Below are 24,675 nucleotides of genomic sequence, written 5' to 3'. Positions count from 1 at the left end.
CGTTAAACCACATATAGTCAGAGGAAAAAAGCCATGGCGACTGTAGCATTTTTGGGACTTGGGGTTATGGGATTTCCGATGGCGGGGCACTTGGTCGCCGCCAATCATTCCGTGACCGTCTTCAACCGCACCCCCGCAAAAGCGCAAACATGGGCGGACACCCATAAAGGGGCCGCACAACCGACGCCACGCGAAGCAGCAGCAGGTTGCGATTTTGTGATGGCCTGCGTGGGCAATGACGAGGATCTGCGCTCTGTTTGCTTAGGGGAAGATGGGGCTTTTTCTGGCATGTCCAAAGGATCGATTTTTGTGGATCACACGACAGTTTCCGCCAAGGTGACCCGTGAATTGGCAGCCGTGGCAGCTGAGATGGGCATTGGTTATGTCGATGCGCCCGTTTCTGGTGGCCAAGCTGGGGCTGAAAATGGTGTCTTGTCTGTGATGTGTGGCGGCTCGGATGCTGATTACGCTGCCGCAGAACCTGTGATGCAAGCCTACGGCAAAATTGTTAAGCGTTTGGGCGAGGTTGGCGCAGGACAAACCGCCAAGATGTGCAATCAAATCGCCATCGCTGGCTTGGTTCAAGGTCTGTCCGAGGCGCTGCATTTGGCGGAAAAATCCGGTCTTGATGGTGAGGCTTTGGTCGATGTGATTTCTGGTGGCGCGGCTGGCAGCTGGCAGATGGTCAACCGTCACAAAACCATGCTGGCCGATCACTATGAACACGGCTTTGCTGTCGATTGGATGCGCAAAGATTTGGCGATCTGTTTGGAAGCAGGCGATGACGTAGGTGCAAGCCTACCGGTTACGGCTTTGGTTGATCAGTTCTACAAAGACGTGCAGAAAATGGGCGGTGGTCGTTGGGACACCTCAAGCTTACTCAAACGTCTCAAAGCCTTTGATTAACTGATCTGCGTCACCTTTATTCGCTTTCGGGCCTGTTCGGTATCGAGACGTGGGTGACGCAACATCACATGCGCGACATTTTGCTCGCATGATCTGCGGCGCGCTGTTAGCGTGGCATCATCATTGAATTGGAAGACGCACTATGTTCGAAAACCTGCTCTCGCTTCTTGGTCATGCGAAAACCTATCAAACACCACTGCCAGAGGCAGATGCCCAGCACGCTATGGGGGCGCTTTTGGTGCGGGCGGCCAAGGCTGATAAAAAGATTCTATTCGAAGAAATTCAAGTGATCGATAAGGTCTTGGCGCAGCGTTTTGGTTTGAACCCGATCGAGGCTGCTAAACTGCGGGCGTCCTGCGAAAAGTTGGAATCCCAGATGCCAGACACGGCCGAGATGACAGAGATCGTCAAAGACGCAATCAGTGCGCATGAAAAAGAAGCCACATTGAGCGCGCTTTGGGCCGTGGTTTATGCCGATGGTGTTAAACACGATGAGGAAGACGAGCTGTTGCATCAGATCGAAGCCGTCCTTGGTGTCTCGCCTAAGCGTGCTAAAGAGTTGCAAGTCGCTGCGCGTGGCTAGGCTTTTACGCTGGCCCGTTAAAGCTATTTAATTGGGTTCATCAGTGTTGAACCGGCGACAAAATCGACATTTATGCCCCAAAACGTGATCTTTGGGCCAAACCCTGTGCTTTCCTATTGGTATGCGTTGCTGCTATAAGGCCTCCAAATACGGGAATTTATGAACATGGCTGACAAGAAATCATCTGGGCGCGGCCAACGTGACCTGCGGGTGAAAGTGAAATCCGCACGCGGGCGCAAGCTGTCGTCTACGCTTTGGCTTGAGCGCCAGTTGAACGATCCATACGTGAAACGCGCCCAGACCGATGGCTATCGTGGCCGTGCGGCCTATAAGATCCTTGAGCTGGACGACAAATTCCGCTTTCTCGTGCCAGGCGCGCGGGTGGTGGATTTGGGTTGTGCGCCGGGAGGCTGGTGTCAGGTCGCTGTCAAACGTGTGAACGCTTTGGGTGAAAAGTCAGGCAAACGCATCGGCTTTGTTTTGGGGGTCGATTTGCAACAGGTCGAACCGATTGCGGGCGCAGAAATCCACCAGCTCGATTTCATGGAAGATGATGCCGATATTAAAACCAAAAAATGGCTTGGCGGCGCGGCAGATGTTGTGATGTCCGATATGGCGGCTTCTGCATCTGGTCACAAACAAACCGATCACAACCGCATCATGGCGCTGTGCGAAGCTGCTGCCTATTTTGCGTTCGACGTGTTGGAAGAGGGTGGAACGTTCGTGGCTAAGGTGCTTGCGGGCGGGGCTGAGGGCGATTTGCAAAGGGTTCTCAAACAGCGTTTTACCAAAGTGATGCATGTCAAACCGCCAGCATCACGGTCGGACAGTTCTGAAAAATTTGTTGTTGCAACTGGGTTTAAGGGCTGAGGGCATGGATGATTGGGTGCGCATCGGGGCAGGTGACGTCTCTGTCGCACTGGACGCTTCTATTGGCAATATTCGCACGCTTTCAGTGTCTGGGCGCGATATTTTGCACACTGCGCATTGGGTCGGCACGGATGCCGCGCACAAGGCCGAAGCCCCAGTAGACGCGCATCTGGCGGGCGATTTCTTTTGTGCGCCTTTTGGTGGTTCAGGGATCGCAGATATTCCGCCCCACGGCTGGACGGCAAATTCCGAATGGTCACCAGTGTTACGCGCTGAAAACGATGATATGGCGGTGCTAAAGCTTGCGCTGAACCGCGATGTTTTTGGGGCGCGTGTCACCAAAGAATTACGTGTGATTGCAGGACATTCTGTTTTATATCAAGCACATGTCATCACTGGCGGGCAGGGGGCTTTGACGTTTTCGCATCATCCCATGCTGCATCTGGTGGCGGGTGGGCATATCGGATTTTCGCCCAAGAAGGCTGCGATCACACCGCAAGCCCCGTTGGAGGAGGCGCATCGGTTCGGGTATCCCGCACGCGCCACGGATCTGTCCGCATTTCCAAGCGCGGATGGTGGCTATATCGATTTGCATCGCTACCCGTCTGAGACAGGTCATGAGGATTTCGTGACGCTGGTTGAGGCGGATAACGCGCATTTTGGCTGGACCGCAGTGACGCGTTTTGCCGAAGATGACATCGTGCTGTTCATCAAAGACCCCCGCGTGATGCCTGTGACAATGATGTGGCAATCCAACGGCGGGCGCGATTACGCGCCGTGGAGCGGACGGCACACGGGCGTTCTGGGGATTGAAGACGGCTGTTGCGCTGGGGCTGCAACGCTTGATGAAGCCGCAAGTGACAATCCGATTGCACGTGAGGGCGCAGCGACCACTTTGACACTGCGCCCAGATTTGCGCACCCAAGTCCGTCATGCGATTGCTGTTGTGCCGCGTCCCGTTGGATGGGCTGGCGTTGGTAAGGTGTCGCCGTCCAAGACGGGGCTGCAGCTGACATCTTTGGATGGCGCTGTACTGGATGTGCCTTTCGATCTGGGGTTCTTTGACCTGTAAGTCTTGTCCTAGGGTCATTCCTTTTAGTTTCGCCATTTTTGATGATTTCTTTCGCTTTGCATGGACAAGATTGCGGCGATCTGATTATCTCGCCTTCAAAATGGTATACCAAAGTGATGCATCACAGGTTGACGTCTGTTGTGCGTTTTGAAAAGGGAGATTTCTATGAATTTACAACACCGTTTAGGCGGCAAGCGCGTGATCATGACTGCTGCTGGCCAAGGGATCGGGCGGGCTTCGGCTGAACGCATGGCCGCTGAGGGGGCGACAGTGATTGCCACCGATATCAACGCAGATCTTGTGGCAGATCTAAACACCGTTGATGGAATCGATGCGCGTGTTTTGAATGTCTTGGATGGTGATGCCGTTACGGCTTTGGCGCAGGACTTGGGCGCGGTTGACGTGTTGTTCAACTGTGCCGGCATCGTGCATTCTGGCGATATTTTGAACACACCCGAAGATGAATGGGACTTTGCATTCGAATTGAATGCCAAAGCCCAGTTTCGCATGATTAAAGCCTTTTTGCCTGCGATGTTGGAGAACGGCGGCGGATCAATTATCAATATGTCTTCGGTCGCGGGCCCGATCACTGGCCCCGCAAACCGTTTGGCCTATAGCGCGTCAAAAGCAGCAGTTGCAGGCATGACACGCGCGATTGCCACGGATTACGTGACACAAGGCATTCGCTGTAATTCGATTTGCCCCGGTACAGTGGACAGCCCGTCTTTGCACCAACGCCTGAAAGATACCGGCGATTATGAGGGCGCACTGGCCGCCTTTATCGGACGCCAACCTATGGGGCGCATCGGCAAACCTGAAGAAATCGCAGCCCTTGTGGCCTATCTCGCATCGGACGATTCGAATTTCACCACGGGCCAAGAGCACATCATCGATGGCGGCTGGACCGCTTAAAAGACGACTATTTGAGGAAGAAAAACTATGAAACTTGTACGTTACGGGGACCTCGGTTCTGAAAAACCTGGGATGATTGACGCAGACGGCGCGTTGCGTGATTTGTCGGCACATGTGGCTGATATCGCGGGTGACGTTTTGGTGAATCTGAGCGCGCTCAAAGACATCGACCCAACCACATTGCCGCTTGTTGAAGGCAATCCGCGTTATGGCGCTTGTGTTGGTGGCACTGGCAAGTTCATCTGTATCGGTCTGAACTATGCCGATCATGCTGCTGAATCTGGTCTGGAAGTGCCGCCTGAGCCAGTGATTTTCGCGAAATACACCTCAGCGATTTGTGGCCCGAACGATGACATCATCATTCCGCGCGCCTCGACCAAAACGGATTGGGAAGTCGAGTTGGGCTTTGTGATCGGTAAAAAAGCCAAATACGTGGACGAGGCCGATGCGATGGACCACGTTGCAGGTTTCTGCTTGATCAATGATGTGTCCGAACGCGAATATCAAATTGAGCGTTCCGGTCAGTGGTCCAAGGGCAAATCGTCAGATAATTTCGGCCCAACTGGCCCTTGGTTGGTCACGCCTGACGAGGTTGGCGATTTTGACAATCTACACATGTGGTTGGATGTTAACGGCGAACGTATGCAAGATGGTTCGTCGTCCACGATGGTTTACCGTGTGCCGTTCTTGGTCTCTTACCTGTCGCAATTCTTTACGTTGCACCCTGGTGACATCATTTCTACAGGTACACCTCCTGGTGTTGGCCTGGGCTTCAACCCGCCGAAATACCTGAAAGAAGGTGATGTTGTTGAGCTTGGGATCGAAAAACTGGGCACGCAAAAACAAGTGTGTGTCAAAGATATCTAGTTTTTCAGCAATGCTTAAATGAAAAGGTCGCAGGTTTCTGCGGCCTTTTTTATTGCCAACGAGACCCTGATTTAAACGGATATTTTAGCGATATTAATATAGGTGATGCCGAGCTGCTACGGGAATTATGAGCAAATCGTCGTAGAAATAGATGTTTGGCTCGCGCTTGTTTTACATTTTGTATCAACGAACTTTAGTTGTGGTGAAATATGTAACTGTGCATGAATGTGCCTTGATATTTCAGAAGTTAACGCTTTTTGGATGTAAATCTAATTTCGATATTCTGACATATAACTTATACTTATCAAGCTCTTAATTGTCATTCCATCCCTTGGTGTAGGCTTAAAAGGCGTGCGGTTCTTTTTGTTTTTTTATCCTCTCTTGACAGGAGCGCTTTGTATGTGAAATTGTTTTGTATATGAAACGGAGGCGCAGGGAGAGCGCTTTGGGAGGGAAAATGTTAGACTCGACAACCGCTGTTCGGGCAGCGGCAGAGCCTGCTGAAAGCAAGGTTGAGATGGAGTTGTTTAACATCGGAATGACGTTTTCCGATGTGTCTGTTCTGCGCGACGTCTCGGTCAAGATCGTCGGCGGCGAAATCCATACATTGATGGGCGAAAATGGCGCGGGCAAAAGCACGCTTGTTAAGATTATCAGTGGCGTCCAACAGCCAACCAGTGGCACGATGACAATCGACGGTGAGGCTTTGACACTGATGTCGCCGCGCGAGGCTGAAGCGCACGGCATTGTGATCATGCATCAAGAATTGAGCCTCGTGCCTGAAATGACCGTCGCAGAAAATGTGATGTTAGGGCATGAGCCTGTCCGTAATTCCATTTTCATTGATCGCAAAAGTTTGCGCGAGAAAGCGAAATCTGCTCTGGCGCGGTTCGGTTTTACCCTTGATGTGGACAAGCCGGTCAAAGATTTGCGGGTGGGCGAACAGCAACTCGTCGAGATCGCTCGCGCCTTGCTTATGGATGCGCGGGTTCTGATCATGGATGAGCCGACATCGGCGCTGTCTCAAACCGAAGCGGACATTTTGATGGAGGTCGTGCGCGACTTGGCGCTTGAGGGCGTGGCCGTTATTTATATCTCGCATCGCATGGATGAAGTTTTTGAAATCTCTGACAAGGTGACCGTTTTGCGTGATGGTGACATGATCAGCTCAAAGAGTGTCTCTGAAACAACCCCCGCTGAACTGGTGGAAATGATGGTCGGCCGGTCGGTTGAAATCGTATCGGTTGAGCGCAAGACACTCCCAAGTGCTCAGGTGGTTTTGCAAGTCGAAGATATGATGTTGAAACAAGGCGACCGCATCCTTTTAGAGGATGTCTCGTTCTCGCTTCGCAAAGGTGAAGTTCTTGGGATTGGGGGATTGCTTGGAGCTGGCCGGACAGAGTTGCTTGAAACGCTGTTCGGGGCACGCGGGCTGCCAGCGTCAGGGCAGATCACAATCAACGGCAACCATGTCTGGCCCAGTACACCTGCGGCAGGCGTCGCGGCAGGTCTTGCCTTAATCACGGAAGATCGAAAGGGAAACGGGCTTTTGTTGGAACGCAATATTCGCGACAACATAGCCTTGCCACTCTTGCCACTTAAAACACGCTTTGGATTGAAGTCCCCCAGCATGGAAGCAGTCGAGGCAAAATCGGCGATTGAAAAATTACGGATTGCCGCGCAGGGACCCGATCATATTGTTGGGCGTTTGAGCGGCGGCAATCAGCAAAAGGTTGTCTTGGGCAAGTGGCTTGCGACCAATCCAAATGTCCTGCTGCTGGATGAGCCGACGCGCGGCATTGATATTGGGGCCAAAGAAGAAATCTACGACTTGATTGGAAAATTGGCGGATAGCGGATTGTCGGTGCTTTTTGTGAGTTCTGAAATCCCTGAATACCTCGCCGTTTGTGATCGAATGATTGTGCTCTGCGAGGGGCGCATAACAGGTGAACTGACCGCCGACGAAATGTCTGTGGAGTCCATCAAAGAACTTGCGATGCGGTTTGAGTGAAAGAGATGAATAAAATGAGCATAACAAACGCCTCCGAAACCGAAAACATGAAGTCGTCATCCCTAGCGGGTGTGCTGTTAAAGGTATTGGCCCGCACAAAATTATACTGGGGTCTTATCGTTTTGCTTGCCTTTGGGGCAATGACATCGCCCATGACGTCAAAGGGCAACAATATTTTTCTATCGATCGGCAATTTGACGGATGTTCTGCGTCAGGTTTCTGTCACTGGTATTGTTGCGGTTGGGATGACGATGGTCATCTTTATCGCAGGTATCGACCTATCCGTGGGGTCGCTCATGGCGCTTGGAACAGTTATCTGCGCGATGCTTCTGACGCAATCTGGTTGGACGGCTGCCAGTACGTTTGCTATCCCCGCGACTGGTGTTGTCATAGCATTTTGTGCCTTTTCGTTGATCTTTTTTATTCTGAAACACAAAGGTAAGGGATCACAAGAGTACGCGCCGTCACAGGCCACTAAAATCACATCTATCGGCATCGCTGCCGCCATTGGCGCGCTTGTTATGATTTGGCTTGCGGGGCAAATGGCGCCGAAATTTGGTGTCCTTGCTGTTTTGATCGCTGTCCCTTGTGTGGGCGCAATCATGGGGGCAATGAATGGGGCAATCATCGTCTACGGACGCTTGCAACCGTTCATCGTCACCTTGGCGATGATGGTCGGCGCCTTGGGCTTGGCGCGGGTTGTCGCAGGTCAAGATACCGCAGTACATCCCGTGTATACAGGCAGCAACGCAACTGAGAGCTTTGAGGTGTTACGCACTTTGCTTTGGGGGTTCTTACCAGTCCCAGGTGTCATATTCTTGGGCGTATTACTGTTCTTTTTCATGTTAACCCGATTGACGACATTCGGGAGTTACTTGTTGGCCATCGGGGGCAACGAAGAAGCTGCGCGGCTTGCTGGTATTGATGTGGGGCGGATCAAGATTGCGACCTATTCCATTGCCGGTGCCTTGGCGACACTCGCTGGCGTGCTTTACGTTGCACAATTTCGGCAAGGGAAACCGGATGCGGGTATCGGCTTAGAGCTGGACGCGATTGCGGCGGTTGTCATTGGGGGGACAAGCCTGATGGGGGGGCGCGGCGCGATTTTAGGCACGCTTGTCGGTGTGTTGATCTTCGGGTTCCTGAGCAATGTTCTGCAACTCAATAACATCGACAGTAACACACAACTTATCCTGAAAGGGATCATCATCGTGGCGGCCGTTTTGCTGCAAGAAGGCCGCATTGATGGGACGTTCGCTTGGTTCAAACATAAATTGAGCAAGCAATAAAGCGCCCCGATCCCTTTGCATTTGGACGGCATCAGGGATCGGAGCAATCACCAAACGCAGCAATCGTGCTGCATCCATGATAGGGAGGAACCTCGTGGAAAGAAGATCTTTTGGCAAGGCCATACTGGCCGCAAGCCTGTTGGCGACAACCACACTCACCGCAACAGCCACAGTCGCACAAGACTATGTGATTGGCTTCAGTCAGGTCACGACAGCTGAACCTTGGCGCGTCCAGTTCAATAAAGACCTGCGCGCCGAAGCTGAGTTGCACGACAATGTCGAGTTGTTAATTGCAGATGCAAATGACCGGACTGACAAGCAGGTCGCAGATATGGAAAACTTTATCCGTCAAGAAGTTGACGCGATTCTGATTTCACCAAAGGAATCTGCGGGCCTAACAGGTATCGTTGAGCAAGCGACCGACGCGGGTATTCCTGTGTTTGTCTTGGATCGCAACGTTGACACTGACAAATTTGTGCAGTGGATCGGTGGTGACAACTCGCTGATTGGTGTGGCGGCTGGCGAATACGCGCTGGAACTTCTTGGCGGCGCAGGCAAGGCACAAGGCAATATCGTCGAAATTTTCGGAGGGCTTGGTGTTCAGGCAACGTTCGAGCGTTCGGATCCTTTCCATGCCGCCTTTGAGGGCGAGGAGGGCGTGACCTTCTTGCTGGATCGTCAGTCTGGTGATTGGAAACAGGACCAAGCCTATGACATCATGTCAACGGCCCTGCGCAATTACGAAGACATCGATATGGTGTATGGTCATAACGATCCGATGGCATACGGTGCTTATCTTGCGGCAAAAGATGCAGGACGTGCCGATGATATCATCTTCCTAGGTGTTGACGGTCTGCCAGGCGAGGGCGTGACTTGGGTTTCAAATGGCGAATTGGCTGCAACATTCTTGTATCCGACACCGGGTGCAGAAGGGTTGCGTCAAGCGTTGAAACATCTCGCTGGCGAAGAGGTGCCCGCTAAAATCGTTATGGGAACTGAGGCGATTACGCCTGAGAACGCGGATGAAATACTTGTGCGTAACGGTCTGAAGTAATAGGCCTTTTGAGATGGCTGGAGGTTTTTCTGGCCATCTCGGTTATTTTATTTGGCGATAGACGGCAAGATAAACGACAAGAGTGGTTAAAGCGGCGCGTGACTAAAAATGATGGAAAACTCCAGAAATACTCTGCTCCTGCCCTAGAAAAAGGGTTGGATATTCTTGAGTTCCTGTCGCTCATTGATTTCAAGCCGACACTGTCTGAAGTTGCGGCAGGGATAGATAGATCCAAGAGCGAAATTTTTCGAATGATGATTGTTTTGGAAGAGCGCGGGTATATCCAACGATTTGATCGTGACACCTTTACGTTGACCGACAGAATGTCCGTCATTGGCTCACCGCGGTCTTTCAATAGCCGATTGGCAGAGATTGCCAGCCCCTATTTGAAACAGCTTTCCAGCGACACAGGCCTTTCAACCCATTTATCCGTTTTGGATGAAAATCAGATGTTGGTGATCGCAAATAACGATGCAGAAAAAAGTTATGGTCTGTCTTTGCAAGTCGGCTTTCGAACCGATCTCGCAGGGTCGGGAACCGCAGCTTGCTTGCTGGCAGGGCAACAGGACAAATCAACCGAGACCCTGCAACAGGCTGATTTGAAACAACTGAAAACGCTTGAGGGGCAGTTTAACACTCAGGGTTATATCTTGTCGCCCAACCCCAATGTGCATTCGGTTTTGGAACTCTCTGCGCCTGTGTGCATAAGTGAGCCGCGCATCCCGATCGCTGCAATAACCCTCGCGCTGTTTGAGACGGCAGTGCGGCCCAACACGGTTCCGGATATTGCCACGCATTTGACGTCAGCTGTTCAAGCCTTAGGGCGACGAATTGATATCTCGATGCCGTCTCTTACCTATAAAACCAGCGCATCAAAGGCCTGAACCAATCGTTTGTCCACGGGCAACAAACGGCCCTGTTGGAATGCTCAGGTCCGGTGTGCGCGAAAGGCTTCTGGCAGGGCGATGATCAGTAATAGGAGTGCGGCCAATATAAAAAGCCAGCTTCCGATAAATTGAAACAAGAGCGCGCCGCAAAAACCGCCGCCGGCAAAACAGGCAAGGGTCAGGCTGTGCAGCCAGAGCTTTGGCGCAGCTTCGCGCCGCGATGCTTCCCCTCCGACCAAGGCCGCCAATTCTATTCCGATATCTGTCGCCATTCCCGACACATGGGTCGTTCGGACCCGTGCCCGCGAAATCATCGTCGTCACAGCGTTTTGAAGCCCCATAACAAAGCTGAGAGCAATGACCAGAAAGATTTCGGGCCTTGCGGTCGATGACAGAATAAGTGTGGCGCCGACCAGCACAAGTATGATGGCCTCTGCGGCAATTGCGAACGCATAGACTGAGCGGACATGCCGTCTTTCGCCAGCTTGAATTGCTAGGGCTGCCATAGCTGCGCCGCAGATAAAGGCGACAACCAGCCCCAAAAAAGAAAACGCAACAGAGACCGCGCCATTCGCAATGTGGTCAGCAAATGCCGAGATGTTTCCTGTCATGTTTGCGGTGAACGACCCCGCGATCAGGAAGCCAACGGCGTTCAGGGCGCCGGCGACCGACGACAAAAGGCCTGCCAGAACCAGATCGATCGTTGAGGTGCGGGCATCACCAACTTTAATGAGCATCATTATTCCTCATAGCTATGTCTATAAGAATGGCAGTGCTCTCATGTCAGCACAACTGCCATTTAAGGCCTTTTTCACATTCCCGTCTTTCGCCGAAGGCCAAAACCTGCGCCGAACGACTGTCGTTGCGGGTATTGGACCTGTTGCGTTTTAGTGCTGCTCCAAATTCTCGTTTAAGCCACCTTTCGCTCGAATGCGACGAGACTTTTCTAGCCCAGTGCCAAAAACGACGGTATGTGCCGATATAGTTGCTGACAGTCTTACCTGTGATCTTCTTAACACCCGTTACTGCTATGGCTTCTGTGCGCGACAGGTCACGGGTTTCAGGTCTCGTGCTGCGGATGGCGGGTAGGGCGAGCAAGACTTTCTTTAGATCAACCGCATCTGATCTTGCCTGAGCCTTGCCAGCGTCTTGTTATCCCGAACCAATCACCCGCAGGTTGCAATATCTCGGGCGAGATCGTTAGCATTATCAGGACATTTGGTTCTTAGCGATACCTTGAGAGACCTACGAGAGGTATCCACAGCTATAGGCAATGGCCACCTGAAATAGCAGACGCTGTGTCTTGATGGAAAAGGTAGGCTGACAGCTTCATGAACGTGTGTTCAACTTTGTCTCACACTTGCTGTTCGAATCCTTAAGTCATTGATTTAGAAGTTAATGGCGGAGAGACAGGGATTCGAACCCTGGGTACCCGTAAAGGCACAACGGCTTTCGAAACCGGCCCGTTCGACCACTCCGGCACCTCTCCGCGGTGGTGTGGTGGCGGGTGATTAGCGCTGCTGTGATGCCGGTGCAAGAGGTTTTCGCGAATTGGCGTTGTTCAGGACTTGTTTGCATCAATCACATAGAAGAGTTTCACTATATTGTGTGCTCTTGTAAGAAATGGCCACGACCCTTGGAAAAGAGCCCGAGCTTGCTTACCTATTGGTCATAAATTCATTTTAGAAGGGGCGGACATGCTCAATCTTAACGCTGCGAAGCTTAGCGATATCTCTGTGCGGTCTCTTGGGGGGGCGGTTGTTCTTTGGTGTATAACAAGCGCGCCCTTGGCTGCCGCGCCGATTGATCGCTTGATGAATTTGATGAAGTTTCCCGAAGTGATCGCGCTTTTGGCGGACGAGGGGCGCAGTATGGCTGACGACACCCCCGATATCGATCTCGGTATGCCGCGCTATGCTTGGGACAGTATGATCTCCAAGCTGTATAACGAGGAAGCGATGCATGAGGCCTTTCGTATTGAGTTGGAAACAGCTTTTGGTCGCACCGATTTGGATCCTATCGTAGCATTTTATGAAAGCGATCTGGGGCGCGAAATTGCTGATCTTGAGCTGGATGCACGCAAGGCGATCACAGATGATGCGGTGCTGAGTGCCGCTGGCGATATGTGGGAAGAGCTGGACCCCCAAAGTCAGCGCGCGCAATTGATCGAAGATTATGTGACCTCCAATGATTTGATCGAGTTGAATGTCGTTGGTGCGATGAATTCTGATATCGCCTATTTTCGAGGTTTCAGCGCTGGGGCCCAAGAGGGTATGGGGTTGAGTGAGGCAGATATCATGCGCGAGGTTTGGGCTGGCGAACCAGAAGCTCGCGCGCAGGTGATGGAATGGGTCTACGGGTTTTCCGCCTTGGCCTATCAGCCACTTGATGAAGACGAATTTGATGCCTACATCGACTTTGGCAAATCGGATGCTGGGCGGGCGTTGAACACGGCTGTCTTTACGGCTTTCGACAATGTCTATGCCGATCTTGCGCGCGGGCTTGGCGCAGGGACAGCGCTGTTGATCCAGACGTTTGATGGGCAAGAATTGTGATCTAAGGCGCTTTGTACGGTTTTAAGCAATAAGCACGGCAATAAACCCAATCGCAGCTTGACTTATAGTATGAGATTCTTGATACACGCGCCACTTGGCGTGCCATAGGTACGACCGAGCGCTATTGTTTTGGGAAAACCCTGTCGCAAGATAGGCCCCAGTCAATGGGTTTAGATAATCTCGTCCCCACAGAGGGACGCGCTGTTTGAGGTAACAAACGCTGGCGCTTATCGGGCAACTGATTGGCAAAGGGACCAAAAAACGCGGGTATATTGAAAGGACGACTGCATGTTCGCAGTTCTGAAAACTGGCGGTAAGCAATACAAAGTCCAAAGCGGTGACGTTTTGCGTGTAGAAAAGCTTGCTGTCGCAGCTGGTGAAAAAATCCAGTTCAACGAGATTCTCATGGTGGGTTCCACTGTTGGTGCCCCTTTGGTAGAGGGCGCTGGCGTCCAAGCTGAAGTGATCGACCAGATCAAAGGCGAAAAGCTTATCAACTTCGTTAAGCGTCGTCGTAAGCACTCTTCCAAGCGTACCAAGGGTCACCGTCAGCAGCTTACATTGTTGCGCATCACGGATATCCTTGAAACAGGTGCGGACGCATCTGGCGTGAAAGCGGCAATCGGTGCAAGCCTTGCTCGTAAAGAAGCCCACGGTTCTGGCGCACCTGCTGCTCCAAAAGCTGCGGCTGCTAAAAAATCTGCTCCGAAAGCTGCCCCTGCGGCCGCTGGCGCAGACGATCTGAAACAACTGTCAGGCGTTGGTCCTGCTCTTGAGAAAAAATTGCACGCTGCTGGCGTGACAAGCTTTGCTCAAGTTGCAGCTTGGACTGAAGCGGACGTTGAAGAATTCGGCGAGAAACTGTCTTTCAAAGGCCGTATCGAGCGCGAAGGTTGGATTGATCAAGCCAAAGCTTTGGCGAAGTAAGTAGAGTTAAGGAGAGCACACCATGGCACATAAAAAAGCAGGCGGTTCATCCCGCAACGGTCGCGACTCAGCTGGTCGTCGTCTCGGCGTTAAACTCTACGGTGGTCAGGCTGCAATCGCAGGCAACATCATCGTGCGTCAACGCGGTACGAAATTCTACCCAGGTGAAGGCGTTGGCCTTGGCAAAGATCACACAATCTTTGCAACGACTGACGGCGCTGTGAAATTTCACAAGGGCTTGAAAAAACGGACTTTCATCTCTGTGCTTCCAGTGGCAGAGGCCGCTGAATAAGCCGACCTTGATGGTTTAAAATTCAAGGGATCGGCCTTCGGGCCGGTCCCTTTTTCTGTGTGGGGCTTGTGATTTTTTACCTGCCACACCAAGTACGTTAACGAATGTTAAAATTGCTTAGCTATACGGCTATGTGAAAACGTCCTTCGCCGCAGGCGCCCCTTGGGAGGGGTGGCGTTGTTTTGAGGTACTCTTCGAGGAGGAGAGATATGAAATTAGATCACACCATCGTTCGCGATTTGAAAGTGACACAAGACACTATTGAGGCTGACCGGTTTACTTTACGTGGCCCGAAGTCCTCTGATGTGGGGCTGTTGTCACTCTATGCCAGCGACAAGCGCGTGGCGAACGCGTCACGGTCTTTACCGCACCCATTGCCACCAGGGGCGACTGAGGCCTTCATCGCGCGATCTCTTGATCCGGCTGTGCCATTGCACACCTTTATCATCGATGGCGAGGCCGCGGGCCTGTCCGAAGTTCTGGGCGTGATGCAGTTGAAGCCGCTTGAGCGCGACCAATCCGAGGTCAGCTTTTGGGTCGCTCCGTCGTTTTGGGGCACTGGCATTGCGTCATCGGCGCTAAAGGCACTGGTTGCAGCAAATCCTTTGGGGGACAAAACCATGTTCGCCGAGATTTTCCAAGACAACCAAGCCTCGGCCCGCGTTGTAACAAATGCAGGCTTTGAATACCTTGGAGATGCTGAAACCTTCAGTGTCTCACGCGGCGCGCGGGTCCCGACATGGACCTATGTGTGCAAGCTCGACTGACCCCTTGAGCCAAAACGGGGTCGCCAAAACCAAGGACGACCCCGATGACCCAAATATTAACCACCAAACGACTGATCCTGCGCCCTTTACGGGGCGATGATGCGCTTGATCTTGTGCGCCTGCTCAACAATCTTGACGTGAGCAGCTGGTTGACGCGCGTCAGCTTTCCCTATTCGATTGTCGAGGCACATTGGTATATCGGCGCGCTGAGCAACCCATGGCGCTTTGCGATTACTTCGCGCGACACTGGTGCATTTATGGGCTGTGTCGAAGTCGGTACCGAGTTCGGCTATTGGCTTGGGCAACCGTTTTGGCGTCAGGGATACATGTCTGAGGCGGCCAATGCGGTCGTTGATCATTGGATGGGGCAATATGGCGACACGCTGACCTCATCGTATTTTTTGGGCAACACGGGTTCAAAGGCCATTCTGACCGCCTTGGGCTTTGAGCCGCGCGAAATCACCTGTAAATTCTCGAAAGCACGGGATAAAGAGGTGAAAACGCGCATTTTAACCCTTACGCCCACGCGCTATCACGCGCATAAGGCACATTGAATTTGCCGCCAACGCAGGCTAAGTCTTCGATCTGAAAGGATCACCACATGAAATTTCTCGATCTTTGCAAAGTTTACATTCGATCCGGCTCAGGCGGCAACGGCTGTGTATCGTTTCGGCGTGAGAAATACATCGAATATGGTGGTCCAAATGGCGGTGATGGCGGACGCGGCGGCAGCGTTATTGTTGAAGCCGTTGACGGTCTCAACACCCTCATTGATTTTCGCTACCAGCAGCATTTCTTTGCCCAAAACGGGCAGGGCGGCATGGGCAGCAATCGCACCGGTAAAGACGGTAAAGACATCTATCTGCGGGTGCCTGCGGGCACTGAAATCATGGATGAAGACCAAGAAACTGTTTTGTTTGACATCACCGAAGTTGGCCAAAAGATCGTTTTGATCAAAGGCGGCAACGGCGGTTGGGGCAACTTGCACTTTAAATCTTCGACCAACCAAGCGCCGCGAACCGCAAATCCGGGGCAAGAGGGTATCGATCGCACGATCTGGTTGCGCCTGAAATTGATCGCGGATGCGGGGCTTTTGGGCATGCCAAATGCCGGTAAATCGACGTTTTTGTCAGTGACATCAAATGCACGTCCCAAAGTGGCCGATTACCCGTTCACGACCATGCACCCGAATTTGGGTGTTGTGGGGATCGACAATACAGAATTTGTGGTCGCCGATATTCCGGGGCTGATCGAAGGCGCCTCTGAGGGGCGTGGACTTGGCGATCTGTTCCTTGGTCACGTTGAGCGCTGCGCTGTGCTGTTGCATCTTGTGGATGGCACATCTGAGGATGTGGCCCATGATTACAACGTGATCATTGGCGAGATTTCGAATTACGCCGATGAGCTGGGTGACAAGCCGCGCATCACGGTGCTCAATAAAGTTGACAGCTTGACCGAAGAAGAAATTGCCGAGAAAACAGCAGCACTTGAAAAAGCGTCAGGCGGACGCGTGTATACCATGTCCGGCGTCAGTCGTGACGGGGTGGATACAGTGTTGCGGGCATTAAAGGCTGAGATTTCGATGGACCGTTTGCGCACCAAACAAGCCGACGGAGGCGATGAGGAAGAAACATCGTGGCGACCTTAAAAGATGCAAAACGCGTTGTCATAAAAATCGGATCGGCCTTACTGGTCGAATCCGGTGATCTTCGCAAAGCTTGGCTGACGGGCTTGGCCAAAGATGTGGCGATGCTTAAGGCCCGTGGCATGGATGTGATCATCGTGTCTTCTGGCTCTATCGCTTTGGGGCGTGGCGTGCTGAAATTGCCCGTCAAAGACCTGCCGCTTGAGCAATCACAGGCCTGCGCTTCAGTGGGGCAAATTCGTCTTGCGCGGGCGTATCAAGATTCGTTTGATGCGCATGGCATCATCGCGTCACAGGTGCTTTTAACATTGGACGACACCGAAGATCGCCGCCGCTATTTGAACGCCCGTGCGTCTCTTGAGGCGCTTTTGGCGCTTGGTGTTGTACCGGTCGTGAATGAAAACGACACGATTGCCACCGATGAAATTCGCTATGGCGACAATGATCGTTTGGCAGCGCAAATCGCGGTCACTGTCGACGCTGATACCTTGGTGCTTTTGTCTGATATCGACGGGCTATACACCGCCAATCCGAATACAGACCCAACGGCAAAACACATCGCGCAGGTTTCTGAAATTACGCCTGAAATCGAAAATATGGCTGGCGATCCCGTTTCAGGTCTGTCCAAGGGCGGGATGAAAACCAAGATTTTAGCTGCCAAAACGGCGATGGCGGGCGGTTGTGCGATGGCCATCACCCAAGGGGCTGTTGACCGTCCGCTTCAGGCATTGGACAATGGGGCGACGGCAACATGGTTCTTACCGTCTGTTGATCCCAAAAGGGCGCGCAAAAACTGGATTGGCGCGATGAAACCCAAAGGGACTTTGGTAGTGGACGCTGGCGCGATCCATGCGTTGAACAAGGGCAACTCTTTGTTGCCTGCAGGTGTCACTGAGGTGTCGGGCCAATTTGGCCGTGGTGAACCTGTTGAGATTGTGGGGCCAGATGCGGTTCGTGTCGGACTTGGACTGACGCGGTATACATCTGACGAAGCCCAGGCCATCAAAGGGGCCAAGACACAAGATATTCAAGCGATCCTTGGTCACTCAGGCCGAGCCGCAATGATTCATAGGGATGATATGGTGTTATGACTAAAGACGTTAACATAACCGAACTGATGCAAGACATCGGCAAACGGGCCAAAGCGGCTTCATCGACATTGGCTTATGCAACAGCCGAAACCAAACACGCGGCCTTGATCGGCGCGGCAGAGGCCATTTGGGCCCGCCGTGATGAAATCCTTGCTGCAAACGAAAAAGACATGGTCTTTGGTCGGGACAAGGGCCTGAGTGATGCGATGTTGGATCGGTTGTTGCTGACCGAAGATCGCATTGCTGGGATCAAAGAGGCTTTGTGCACCATAGCAGAGCAAAAAGACCCTGTCGGCGATGTGATTGCTGAATGGGATATGCCCTCTGGTTTGCACATCAAACGTACGCGCACGCCTTTGGGCGTTATCGGTGTGATCTATGAATCGCGCCCCAATGTGACTGCCGATGCAGGGGCTTTATGTTTGAAAGCGGGCAATGCGGTGATTTTGCGCGGTGGATCTGAAAGTTTTCATTCCTCAGGCTTGATCCACGACTGTCTCGTCGATGGGTTGGTCAAAGCAGGCCTGCCTGCCGATTCCATCCAACGTGTGCCGACCCGTGATCGTGCGGCGGTCAGTGAAATGCTGTCGATGACAGATTATATCGACGTGATCGTGCCACGCGGCGGTAAAGGGCTTGTGGGTCTTGTGCAACGCGAAGCGCGTGTGCCGGTGTTTGCGCATCTAGAGGGCATCGTGCATGTGTTCATGGATGCCTCAAGCGATCCCAAAAAAGCGATGGACGTCGTGGTCAACGCTAAAGCGCGCCGCACAGGTATTTGTGGTGCAGCAGAATGTTTGCTTATTCATAAAGACTTAGCGGATACTCTTGGTGTGGATGTGATCCAAGCATTGATGAAAGCTGGCATCGAAGTGCGTGGTGACGAGACCTTGCAATCCATTGCGGGCGTTGTGCCTGCAACCCAAGACGACTGGGGCTGTGAATACGCTGATGCCATCATTGCGGCCAAGGTTGTTGACGATATCAACGGCGCTATTGCGCATATCCATCAGTATTCGTCATCTCACACCGACTGCATCATTTCCGAGACGGCTGACAATGTTGCCAAGTTCTTTGAGCGGATTGATAGCGCGATTTTGATGCACAACTCTTCGACGCAATTCGCGGATGGCGGTGAGTTTGGGATGGGCGGCGAGATCGGTATTTCAACAGGTAAGATGCACGCGCGCGGCCCTGTGGGCGCTGAGCAATTGACTTCGTTCAAATATTTGGTGACCTCGGACGGCGCAACGCGCAAATGATCTGACAAACCCCTGTCTTTTCTGAATATAAAAAGGCGCGCTGGAGGGCGCGCCTTTTGTGTGACCTTGGGGAGGACAAGATCACGGGACACAAACGGGGTTAGGCCATGAGGCGCAACATACCTTCTTGGCTTTGGGCCGTGATGTGTCTGTTGAGCAGCTCTGCCTGCAGTGGGGCCAAAATAAACTGAACTTCTGATGGTTTTAAACCATCTGCGGTGGCGGTGGCACCCAATCGAGCCCACAAGTCAGGAGAGGGGTCCAGACGGTCGGCGCGCGCATCGATGCACCATTGGCCATTATCATTGCCGATTTTGATCACCCCGCCACGCGGCATCGCGGTTTCAATGCAAAGTACCATCAAACACGCGAGTTTAACTTCGTCGCGCGAGATATCGGTTTCTGGATGCCACTCGTATTTTAAACGCGCGGTTTCCAAAGCTTGCAAGATCGACACCATTTCCATACGACCGGTCACTTGGCCAGAAGACGCCATGCCAAAAGCGATCCGAAAAAACTTTACACGTGCGTTTGCATTGTCGACGCTTTCCGCGATAAGGCTGAGTTCGGGATTGGTGGGGCCGCTAGACATGCCAAGCAATTCAACGCCATTGGAAATCGCGCCGACAGGGCTGATAAGATCATGGCAGATTCGAGAACCGATCATGGCGGCGATGTCGCGGGTCAATTTTTTGGTCATTGTGTCTCCAAAAGTGGGGCTAACATAGGAAAGTACTGCGATGGACGATTTAAATGCTATGCTTGAACCAGGTCAGATCGTGCGCCATCCGAACTGTGAGGATTGGGGCGAGGGGCAGGTTCAATCCAATATCAATGGCAAACTGACAGTGATGTTCGCACAGGTTGGCAAAGTTGTTATTGATAGTCGTCGCGTCGCTCTCCTTCCGGTGTTTAATTAATCTCGTCATGGTTAAGGTTTCGTTGATACAGGCTGACACTTATTGGGCGTTGTGTTGAAATTTTTTGCAACCTAAAGGTGTATAGGGGCGTTCCTTGGGCAAGCTGTGTTGCATTGATACCGCGAACGCCGTAGAAACCGCCCACCTCTTCCTTTTAAAAAAGACCCCAAATGAGTGAACTCGATCACAAGTTCGAACTGCGCTTTGCAACCTGCACACAAGATATACGCGCGGCGCAACGCCTGCGTTATAGGGTGTTTGTCGAAGAGCTTGGCTCTGACGGCGCAATGGTCGATCATGAGGCTCAGCTTGAGGCGGATAAGTTTGATCCTGTTTATGATCATTTGATGTTGATCGATAAATCGCGCTCTGATGATCCGCTTGAGCAATGCGTAGGGGTTTATCGTCTTTTAACTGATGAAAAATCTATTGAAATCGGTGGGTTCTATACAGAGTCTGAATATGATCTGAGCGTGCTCAAAGCCTCAGGCAAACGTCTGTTGGAACTTGGTCGCTCTTGTGTGGCCCCAGAATATCGTGGTGGCACAGCGTTGTACCACATGTGGGCGGGCCTCGCGAAATACGTCTTTGAAGGTGGGTTTGATGTGTTGTTCGGCGTGGCATCCTTTCATGGCACAGATATGGCGAAGCTGGCAGAACCCCTGTCCTTGCTGCATCATCGCCACCTTGCGCCGCAAGACTTGCGCGTGCGCACCGTCGAGGGCGCCTTTGAGAACATGGATCTGATCCCTGAAGATAAAATCGACCGACGATCTGCCATGCTACAGGTGCCTGCGCTGATCAAAGCTTATCTGCGTTTGGGCGGTACGGTGGGCGAGGGCGCCTTTATTGATCATGCGTTTAACACCATCGATGTGTGTTTGATCTTGGATATCGCGCAGGTGTCGCCACGCCAAAAAGACATGTACACCCGCGAGCGCATTCGATGACATCACCACTTTGGAACAGTTCCGTGCCGCCTGTTGAACCGCCATGTGAGCGCTTCGATGGGCTGCGGGCTGTGTTGCGCGGTGCGCCGATCGTCTTGTTAATATTGGTATGCCTACCGTTGATGATGCTCACAAGAGGCATCGAGCGCTTGATCGTGGGCGCGCGTAGACCTTGGTCGTCGGTTTTCCCGCGCTTTGTGTCATACGCAGCTCTAAAGATAATGGGAATCCCATTGCAGACGCGCGGTACGCCTATGTCTGCCCCAGGCGCAGTGGTGGCAAACCATTCCTCTTGGTTGGATATTTTTACGCTGAATGCCTGCCAAGATGTATTTTTTGTCTCGAAAGACGAAGTGGCCAATTGGGCCGGTATTGGTCCTTTGGCACGTGCCTGTGGCACTGTGTTTATTGCGCGTGATCGCAAAGAGGCAGGGCGTCAAAAGATACTGTTCGAGAAACGTTTGCACATGGGGCATAAATTGTTGTTTTTCCCCGAAGGCACTTCAACCGATGGTTTGCGGGTTTTGCCGTTTAAACCCACGTTGTTTGCGGCCTTTTTTGCGCCAGAGCTGCGTGATGAGGTCTCTATCCAGCCGGTCACCGTACAATACATTGCGCCTGCGGGGGCCGATCCACGCTTTTACGGCTGGTGGGGCGAAATGGAATTTGCGCCGTCTTTGATTAAGTTTTTGAAAGCCCGCAAACAGGGGGCGATCATGGTCACGTTTCATGAGCCTATCGCCGTGAAAGACGTGCCAAATCGCAAAGACATGGCGTTTCTATGCGAAAAAGCTGTGCGCTCAGGTCTGCCTGAAATAGCTGAAAAGTTTAAAGACGTCTAAAGCGATAGCTGACACGAAAAAGACCCCGTTAAAGGGGCCTTTATATAAAAATATCTTGAAAATTAAGCGGTTCGATCGTTTAGCTCATAGCTGCGATCAATGTACCCAATGTCGCACTTGGATCGTCTTTCGTCCAAATTTCATCGCCGATGGCAAAGAAATCAGTGTGTGGCGTCAAGGCTTTGATCGTATCTATGTCCAAAGCGCCTTCGGCGACAACCGGCACTTCAATCATCAAAGACCACCATTCAAACAGCTCTTTTTCTGCTTGCACACCTGTGCCAAGGCCGCTGGTGCCTGCCGGACCAAAGGCCACGTAATCCGCGCCAATTTCGCCAGCCGTCATGCCATCATGACGCGTGGCGCCACAAAAGGCGCCGACAATAGCATCGGTCCCAAGCGTTTTACGCACATCACGCACCGAGCGCGCACCATCGAGCAAATGCACCCCGTCAAGTCCGTGCTTTTCGGCCAAAGCCACGTGAGAATCGATGACAATCGCCACATCGCGCGCATGACAAACTTCGCGCAGAGCATCAGCGGCGCGGCCAAGTTCAACTTCATCTTTACTGGCCAAAGCCAAACGCACACAAGCAACATCATGATCATCCAGAACTTGCGCCAAAAGCGCAGGAAATGTCTGCACATCAAAAGCGGCGGGAGTCAGCAGATAGATTTGTGGCACTTCGGATTGATCTGAGTGATCGGACATGGGCGACTCCTTTGACGTTTGTTTTGATATAGCGGCTTTAGTCTTTGTGTGGAAGGCTTTGCACGTGTCGTATACCGCTCACCGAGCACAGTCACTGTCCCTTGCGCATTTGGCGATCTGCGCCTATCACGCGCAGGCCCCTTTGCTGTAATCTCATGCCGCAATCAAGCTACGACCAAGAAAGTTCAACTCATGTCCGATACGCCCCAAGACTTCGATCTGTCCGGTCCCACACCTGCATTCATTCTGGTGCGCCCACAGATGGGCGAAAACATCGGCGGGGCTGCGCGCGCAATGTGGAATTTCGGTTTGGACCGGATGCGCATCGTTGATCCGCGTGATGGCTGGCCCAATCAAAAAGCCGTGGCCATGGCCTCTGGCGCGGGGCGTCTGTTGGACGAGGCGGGCATGTTTGACACCGTGCCAGATGCTTTGGCTGACTGTGATTATGTTTTTGCGACCACTGCGCGGATGCGCGACATCACCAAACCTGTGATGTCGCCTGAACGCGCCATGGAACACGCCCGCGCCATTATGGCCAACGGGGGCAAGGTTGGCGTGATGTTTGGGCCTGAGCGGGCAGGATTGGAAAACGAGGACGTGGTCCATGCCAATGCGCTGATCACCGTGCCGATCAATCCTGAATTTCCGTCTTTGAACCTCGCGCAATGTGTCTTGTTGACGGCCTATGAATGGCGTCGCCAAACCGCTGACATCGTCCCTGAAGTGGTGGAAATGGCGGGCACCGAATGGGCAGGGCATGTCGAGATGGAAAAGCTCGGCGATCATTACGAGGACACGCTGGATCAAGCAGGGTTCTTTTTCCCCGAAGACAAAGCCACCAGCATGAAGCTGAACCTGCGCAATCTGTGGTCGCGGATGCCGATGACCAAGATGGATGTGCAGATGATGCATGGGATGATGCGCCAAATGAAGCGCTGGAAAGAGCGTGGTTCGGGTCGCTAGACCCGCGATATGCGCGTTCAAGGGATAGTTTTTCAAATTTAAGCGCGTCAAAGCGTCTTTTGACGTCTGGATGTGCTTGCCCTTGGGCGGGGTGCTGCCTAGTTTCCCATGCAAACACCGCACATATAGGGGCGCATCGCATGGCTCAAAAACCAACATCGAAACGCAGCATTTTTGAAGAGGTCGGCGCAGATACAAAGCCTGTCTCACCCCCCAAAGGTGGCCTGATCGATACAGGAAAATCCGGCGCACGCAAAGGCATCCGCGCTTGGCTGTTGATTTTGTTTGCGATGGTCATGGTGATGATCGCCGTGGGGGGCATGACGCGTTTGACGGATTCCGGTCTGTCGATCACCGAATGGAAACCCGTCACGGGTGCTATGCCGCCGATGAATGCGCAGGCTTGGGGTACAGAATTCGAGAAATACAAACAAATCCCAGAATATCAATTGCAAAATGCTGGTATGTCTTTGTCCGAATTCAAAGCGATCTATTGGTGGGAATGGGGGCATCGCCAATTGGGCCGCTCCATTGGACTTGTCTGGTTCCTCGGCTTTGCAGGCTTTGCGCTCGCGCGTAAAATCCCCACGGGTTGGACAAAAAAACTGCTGTTTATCGGCGCTTTGGGCGGACTTCAGGGCGCGATTGGCTGGTGGATGGTGTCCTCTGGTTTGACCGGTGATCGTTTGGATGTGGCGTCCTACAGGCTGGCAACCCATCTTGGGCTGGCCTTTGTGATTCTTGGGTTCATCGCGTGGTACGTGTTCCAACTCAGCCAGTCTGAGGGCGAACTCATGCAAGCGCGACGCAACCGTGATGCCAAGCTGTTCACCAAAGGCACAGGGATGCTGCATATGGTGTTTTTGCAAATTCTGCTGGGGGCTTTGGTCGCGGGTATTGATGCTGGGCGCGGGTTTACCGATTGGCCATTGATGGGCGGGCAGTTTTTGCCACCTGATCCGCTAAGCTTGACGCCGATGTGGCGCAATTTCTTTGAAGATGCCGGTCTTGTGCAATTCATGCATCGGATGATGGGATATGTCGTGTTCATTTATGGGCTGACCGTTTGGTTGCACGCGCGTAAATCAGCCAATCGCAGCACGGCTGCGGCCTTTAATATGATGGCTGCCATCCTGTTCTTGCAGGTGGCTTTGGGCATCGTCACAGTTCTGCATGGCGCGCCAATGCATCTGGGCCTTGCGCATCAAATCGGGGCCGTGGCCTTGTTTGTATCAGTCTTGCGGGCGCGGTTCTTGAGCCAATACCCTAAAACCCAATCTGTTCGAGGATCCTGA

Annotated in this window: 26 protein-coding genes and 1 tRNA gene; 23 read left to right on the top strand and 4 right to left on the bottom strand. The window is 52.6% G+C overall.

The features are described from left to right. Window positions 1–33 precede the first annotated feature (33 nt). From KO503_RS02445 to KO503_RS02400, 10 genes are all read left to right on the top strand, one after another. Window positions 34–906 carry an NAD(P)-dependent oxidoreductase gene (locus KO503_RS02445; RefSeq protein ID WP_215990011.1) on the top strand — a complete coding sequence of 291 codons (873 nt, stop codon included), beginning with the start codon at window positions 34–36 and terminating at the stop codon, window positions 904–906. A gap of 142 nt (window positions 907–1,048) precedes the next feature. Continuing rightward, a complete protein-coding gene (locus tag KO503_RS02440) occupies window positions 1,049–1,489 on the top strand; it encodes a TerB family tellurite resistance protein (RefSeq protein WP_215990010.1) in 441 nt (146 codons plus the stop codon). Between the two features lie 165 nt (window positions 1,490–1,654). Beyond that, the gene (locus tag KO503_RS02435) at window positions 1,655–2,359 is read left to right on the top strand and encodes an RlmE family RNA methyltransferase (protein WP_215990009.1); all 705 of its coding nucleotides are present in this window, start codon (window positions 1,655–1,657) and stop codon (window positions 2,357–2,359) included. Window positions 2,360–2,363: 4 nt separating this feature from the next. Beyond that, complete coding sequence (locus tag KO503_RS02430) at window positions 2,364–3,431, top strand: hypothetical protein (protein ID WP_215990008.1); 1,068 nt, start codon at window positions 2,364–2,366, stop codon at window positions 3,429–3,431. 165 nt (window positions 3,432–3,596) lie between these two features. Then, the gene (locus KO503_RS02425; protein WP_215990007.1) at window positions 3,597–4,343 is read left to right on the top strand and encodes an SDR family oxidoreductase; all 747 of its coding nucleotides are present in this window, start codon (window positions 3,597–3,599) and stop codon (window positions 4,341–4,343) included. Window positions 4,344–4,370: 27 nt separating this feature from the next. Next, entirely contained in the window at window positions 4,371–5,210 is an 840-nt protein-coding gene (locus KO503_RS02420) for a fumarylacetoacetate hydrolase family protein (RefSeq protein ID WP_215990006.1), read from the top strand. 457 nt (window positions 5,211–5,667) lie between these two features. Further along, on the top strand, window positions 5,668–7,221 hold the full coding sequence (locus KO503_RS02415) for a sugar ABC transporter ATP-binding protein (RefSeq protein ID WP_215990005.1): 1,554 nt from the start codon (window positions 5,668–5,670) through the stop codon (window positions 7,219–7,221). A 14-nt stretch (window positions 7,222–7,235) separates the two neighbouring features. Next, window positions 7,236–8,510: an ABC transporter permease gene (locus tag KO503_RS02410; protein WP_215990004.1), complete on the top strand. Its 1,275-nt coding sequence runs from the start codon at window positions 7,236–7,238 to the stop codon at window positions 8,508–8,510. Window positions 8,511–8,604: 94 nt separating this feature from the next. Beyond that, the gene (locus KO503_RS02405; protein ID WP_215990003.1) at window positions 8,605–9,564 is read left to right on the top strand and encodes a substrate-binding domain-containing protein; all 960 of its coding nucleotides are present in this window, start codon (window positions 8,605–8,607) and stop codon (window positions 9,562–9,564) included. Between the two features lie 98 nt (window positions 9,565–9,662). After that, window positions 9,663–10,448 carry an IclR family transcriptional regulator gene (locus KO503_RS02400; protein ID WP_215990002.1) on the top strand — a complete coding sequence of 262 codons (786 nt, stop codon included), beginning with the start codon at window positions 9,663–9,665 and terminating at the stop codon, window positions 10,446–10,448. Window positions 10,449–10,492: 44 nt separating this feature from the next. Here the strand turns inward: KO503_RS02400 and KO503_RS02395 are convergent, their stop codons facing one another. Together KO503_RS02395 and KO503_RS02390 are read right to left on the bottom strand one after the other, a co-directional pair. Then, on the bottom strand, window positions 10,493–11,191 hold the full coding sequence (locus KO503_RS02395; protein WP_252730912.1) for a YoaK family protein: 699 nt from the start codon (window positions 11,189–11,191) through the stop codon (window positions 10,493–10,495). A 659-nt stretch (window positions 11,192–11,850) separates the two neighbouring features. After that, window positions 11,851–11,940 (bottom strand) — tRNA-Ser (locus tag KO503_RS02390). A 208-nt stretch (window positions 11,941–12,148) separates the two neighbouring features. Between KO503_RS02390 and KO503_RS02385 the strand changes: the two genes are divergently transcribed. The 8 genes from KO503_RS02385 to KO503_RS02350 all read left to right on the top strand — a co-directional run bounded on the left by KO503_RS02385 (window position 12,149) and on the right by KO503_RS02350 (window position 18,990). Next, window positions 12,149–13,006, top strand: coding sequence for a DUF2059 domain-containing protein (locus KO503_RS02385; protein ID WP_215990001.1), 858 nt, complete (start codon window positions 12,149–12,151; stop codon window positions 13,004–13,006). A 288-nt stretch (window positions 13,007–13,294) separates the two neighbouring features. Next, window positions 13,295–13,933 carry a 50S ribosomal protein L21 gene (locus tag KO503_RS02380; protein ID WP_215990000.1) on the top strand — a complete coding sequence of 213 codons (639 nt, stop codon included), beginning with the start codon at window positions 13,295–13,297 and terminating at the stop codon, window positions 13,931–13,933. A 22-nt stretch (window positions 13,934–13,955) separates the two neighbouring features. Continuing rightward, window positions 13,956–14,225: a 50S ribosomal protein L27 gene (rpmA, locus tag KO503_RS02375; protein ID WP_215989999.1), complete on the top strand. Its 270-nt coding sequence runs from the start codon at window positions 13,956–13,958 to the stop codon at window positions 14,223–14,225. Between the two features lie 209 nt (window positions 14,226–14,434). After that, on the top strand, window positions 14,435–14,992 hold the full coding sequence (locus KO503_RS02370) for a GNAT family N-acetyltransferase (protein WP_215989998.1): 558 nt from the start codon (window positions 14,435–14,437) through the stop codon (window positions 14,990–14,992). Between the two features lie 44 nt (window positions 14,993–15,036). Then, window positions 15,037–15,546 (top strand): GNAT family N-acetyltransferase, encoded by a 510-nt coding sequence (locus KO503_RS02365; RefSeq protein ID WP_215989997.1) that lies wholly within the window; start codon window positions 15,037–15,039, stop codon window positions 15,544–15,546. Between the two features lie 47 nt (window positions 15,547–15,593). Further along, the gene (gene obgE / locus KO503_RS02360) at window positions 15,594–16,640 is read left to right on the top strand and encodes a GTPase ObgE (RefSeq protein WP_215942922.1); all 1,047 of its coding nucleotides are present in this window, start codon (window positions 15,594–15,596) and stop codon (window positions 16,638–16,640) included. Then, window positions 16,628–17,728 (top strand): glutamate 5-kinase, encoded by a 1,101-nt coding sequence (proB, locus tag KO503_RS02355; RefSeq protein ID WP_215989996.1) that lies wholly within the window; start codon window positions 16,628–16,630, stop codon window positions 17,726–17,728. The genes obgE and proB overlap by 13 nt, the downstream gene beginning before the upstream one ends. Next, entirely contained in the window at window positions 17,725–18,990 is a 1,266-nt protein-coding gene (locus KO503_RS02350; RefSeq protein ID WP_252730911.1) for a glutamate-5-semialdehyde dehydrogenase, read from the top strand. Before proB ends, KO503_RS02350 begins: the two co-directional genes overlap by 4 nt. 100 nt (window positions 18,991–19,090) lie before the next feature. Here the strand turns inward: KO503_RS02350 and KO503_RS02345 are convergent, their stop codons facing one another. Continuing rightward, window positions 19,091–19,690, bottom strand: a complete 600-nt coding sequence (locus KO503_RS02345) for a histidine phosphotransferase family protein (protein WP_215989995.1) — start codon at window positions 19,688–19,690, stop codon at window positions 19,091–19,093. A 40-nt stretch (window positions 19,691–19,730) separates the two neighbouring features. On the opposite strand from KO503_RS02345, the gene KO503_RS02340 reads away from it, so the two are divergent. The 3 genes from KO503_RS02340 to KO503_RS02330 all read left to right on the top strand — a co-directional run bounded on the left by KO503_RS02340 (window position 19,731) and on the right by KO503_RS02330 (window position 21,702). Next, window positions 19,731–19,910, top strand: coding sequence for a DUF3553 domain-containing protein (locus KO503_RS02340; protein WP_215989994.1), 180 nt, complete (start codon window positions 19,731–19,733; stop codon window positions 19,908–19,910). Window positions 19,911–20,080: 170 nt separating this feature from the next. Beyond that, the gene (locus KO503_RS02335; protein ID WP_215989993.1) at window positions 20,081–20,860 is read left to right on the top strand and encodes a GNAT family N-acetyltransferase; all 780 of its coding nucleotides are present in this window, start codon (window positions 20,081–20,083) and stop codon (window positions 20,858–20,860) included. Continuing rightward, on the top strand, window positions 20,857–21,702 hold the full coding sequence (locus KO503_RS02330; RefSeq protein WP_215989992.1) for a lysophospholipid acyltransferase family protein: 846 nt from the start codon (window positions 20,857–20,859) through the stop codon (window positions 21,700–21,702). The genes KO503_RS02335 and KO503_RS02330 overlap by 4 nt, the downstream gene beginning before the upstream one ends. 79 nt (window positions 21,703–21,781) lie before the next feature. On the opposite strand, the gene KO503_RS02325 is transcribed toward KO503_RS02330, so the two are convergent. Then, window positions 21,782–22,414 carry a thiamine phosphate synthase gene (locus KO503_RS02325; protein ID WP_215989991.1) on the bottom strand — a complete coding sequence of 211 codons (633 nt, stop codon included), beginning with the start codon at window positions 22,412–22,414 and terminating at the stop codon, window positions 21,782–21,784. 192 nt (window positions 22,415–22,606) lie between these two features. Here KO503_RS02325 and KO503_RS02320 point away from each other — a divergent pair, with 192 nt between their 5' ends. Further along, window positions 22,607–23,380, top strand: coding sequence for an RNA methyltransferase (locus KO503_RS02320; RefSeq protein ID WP_215989990.1), 774 nt, complete (start codon window positions 22,607–22,609; stop codon window positions 23,378–23,380). A 140-nt stretch (window positions 23,381–23,520) separates the two neighbouring features. Further along, a complete protein-coding gene (gene ctaA, locus KO503_RS02315; RefSeq protein ID WP_215989989.1) occupies window positions 23,521–24,675 on the top strand; it encodes a heme A synthase in 1,155 nt (384 codons plus the stop codon).

The sequence above is a fragment of the Pacificibacter marinus genome (assembly GCF_018860505.1).
Taxonomy (GTDB): Bacteria; Pseudomonadota; Alphaproteobacteria; order Rhodobacterales; family Rhodobacteraceae; genus Celeribacter; species Celeribacter marinus_B.
Note: the sequence above shows the minus strand (reverse complement) of the source record. Positions and strands in the feature narration are given on the sequence as shown.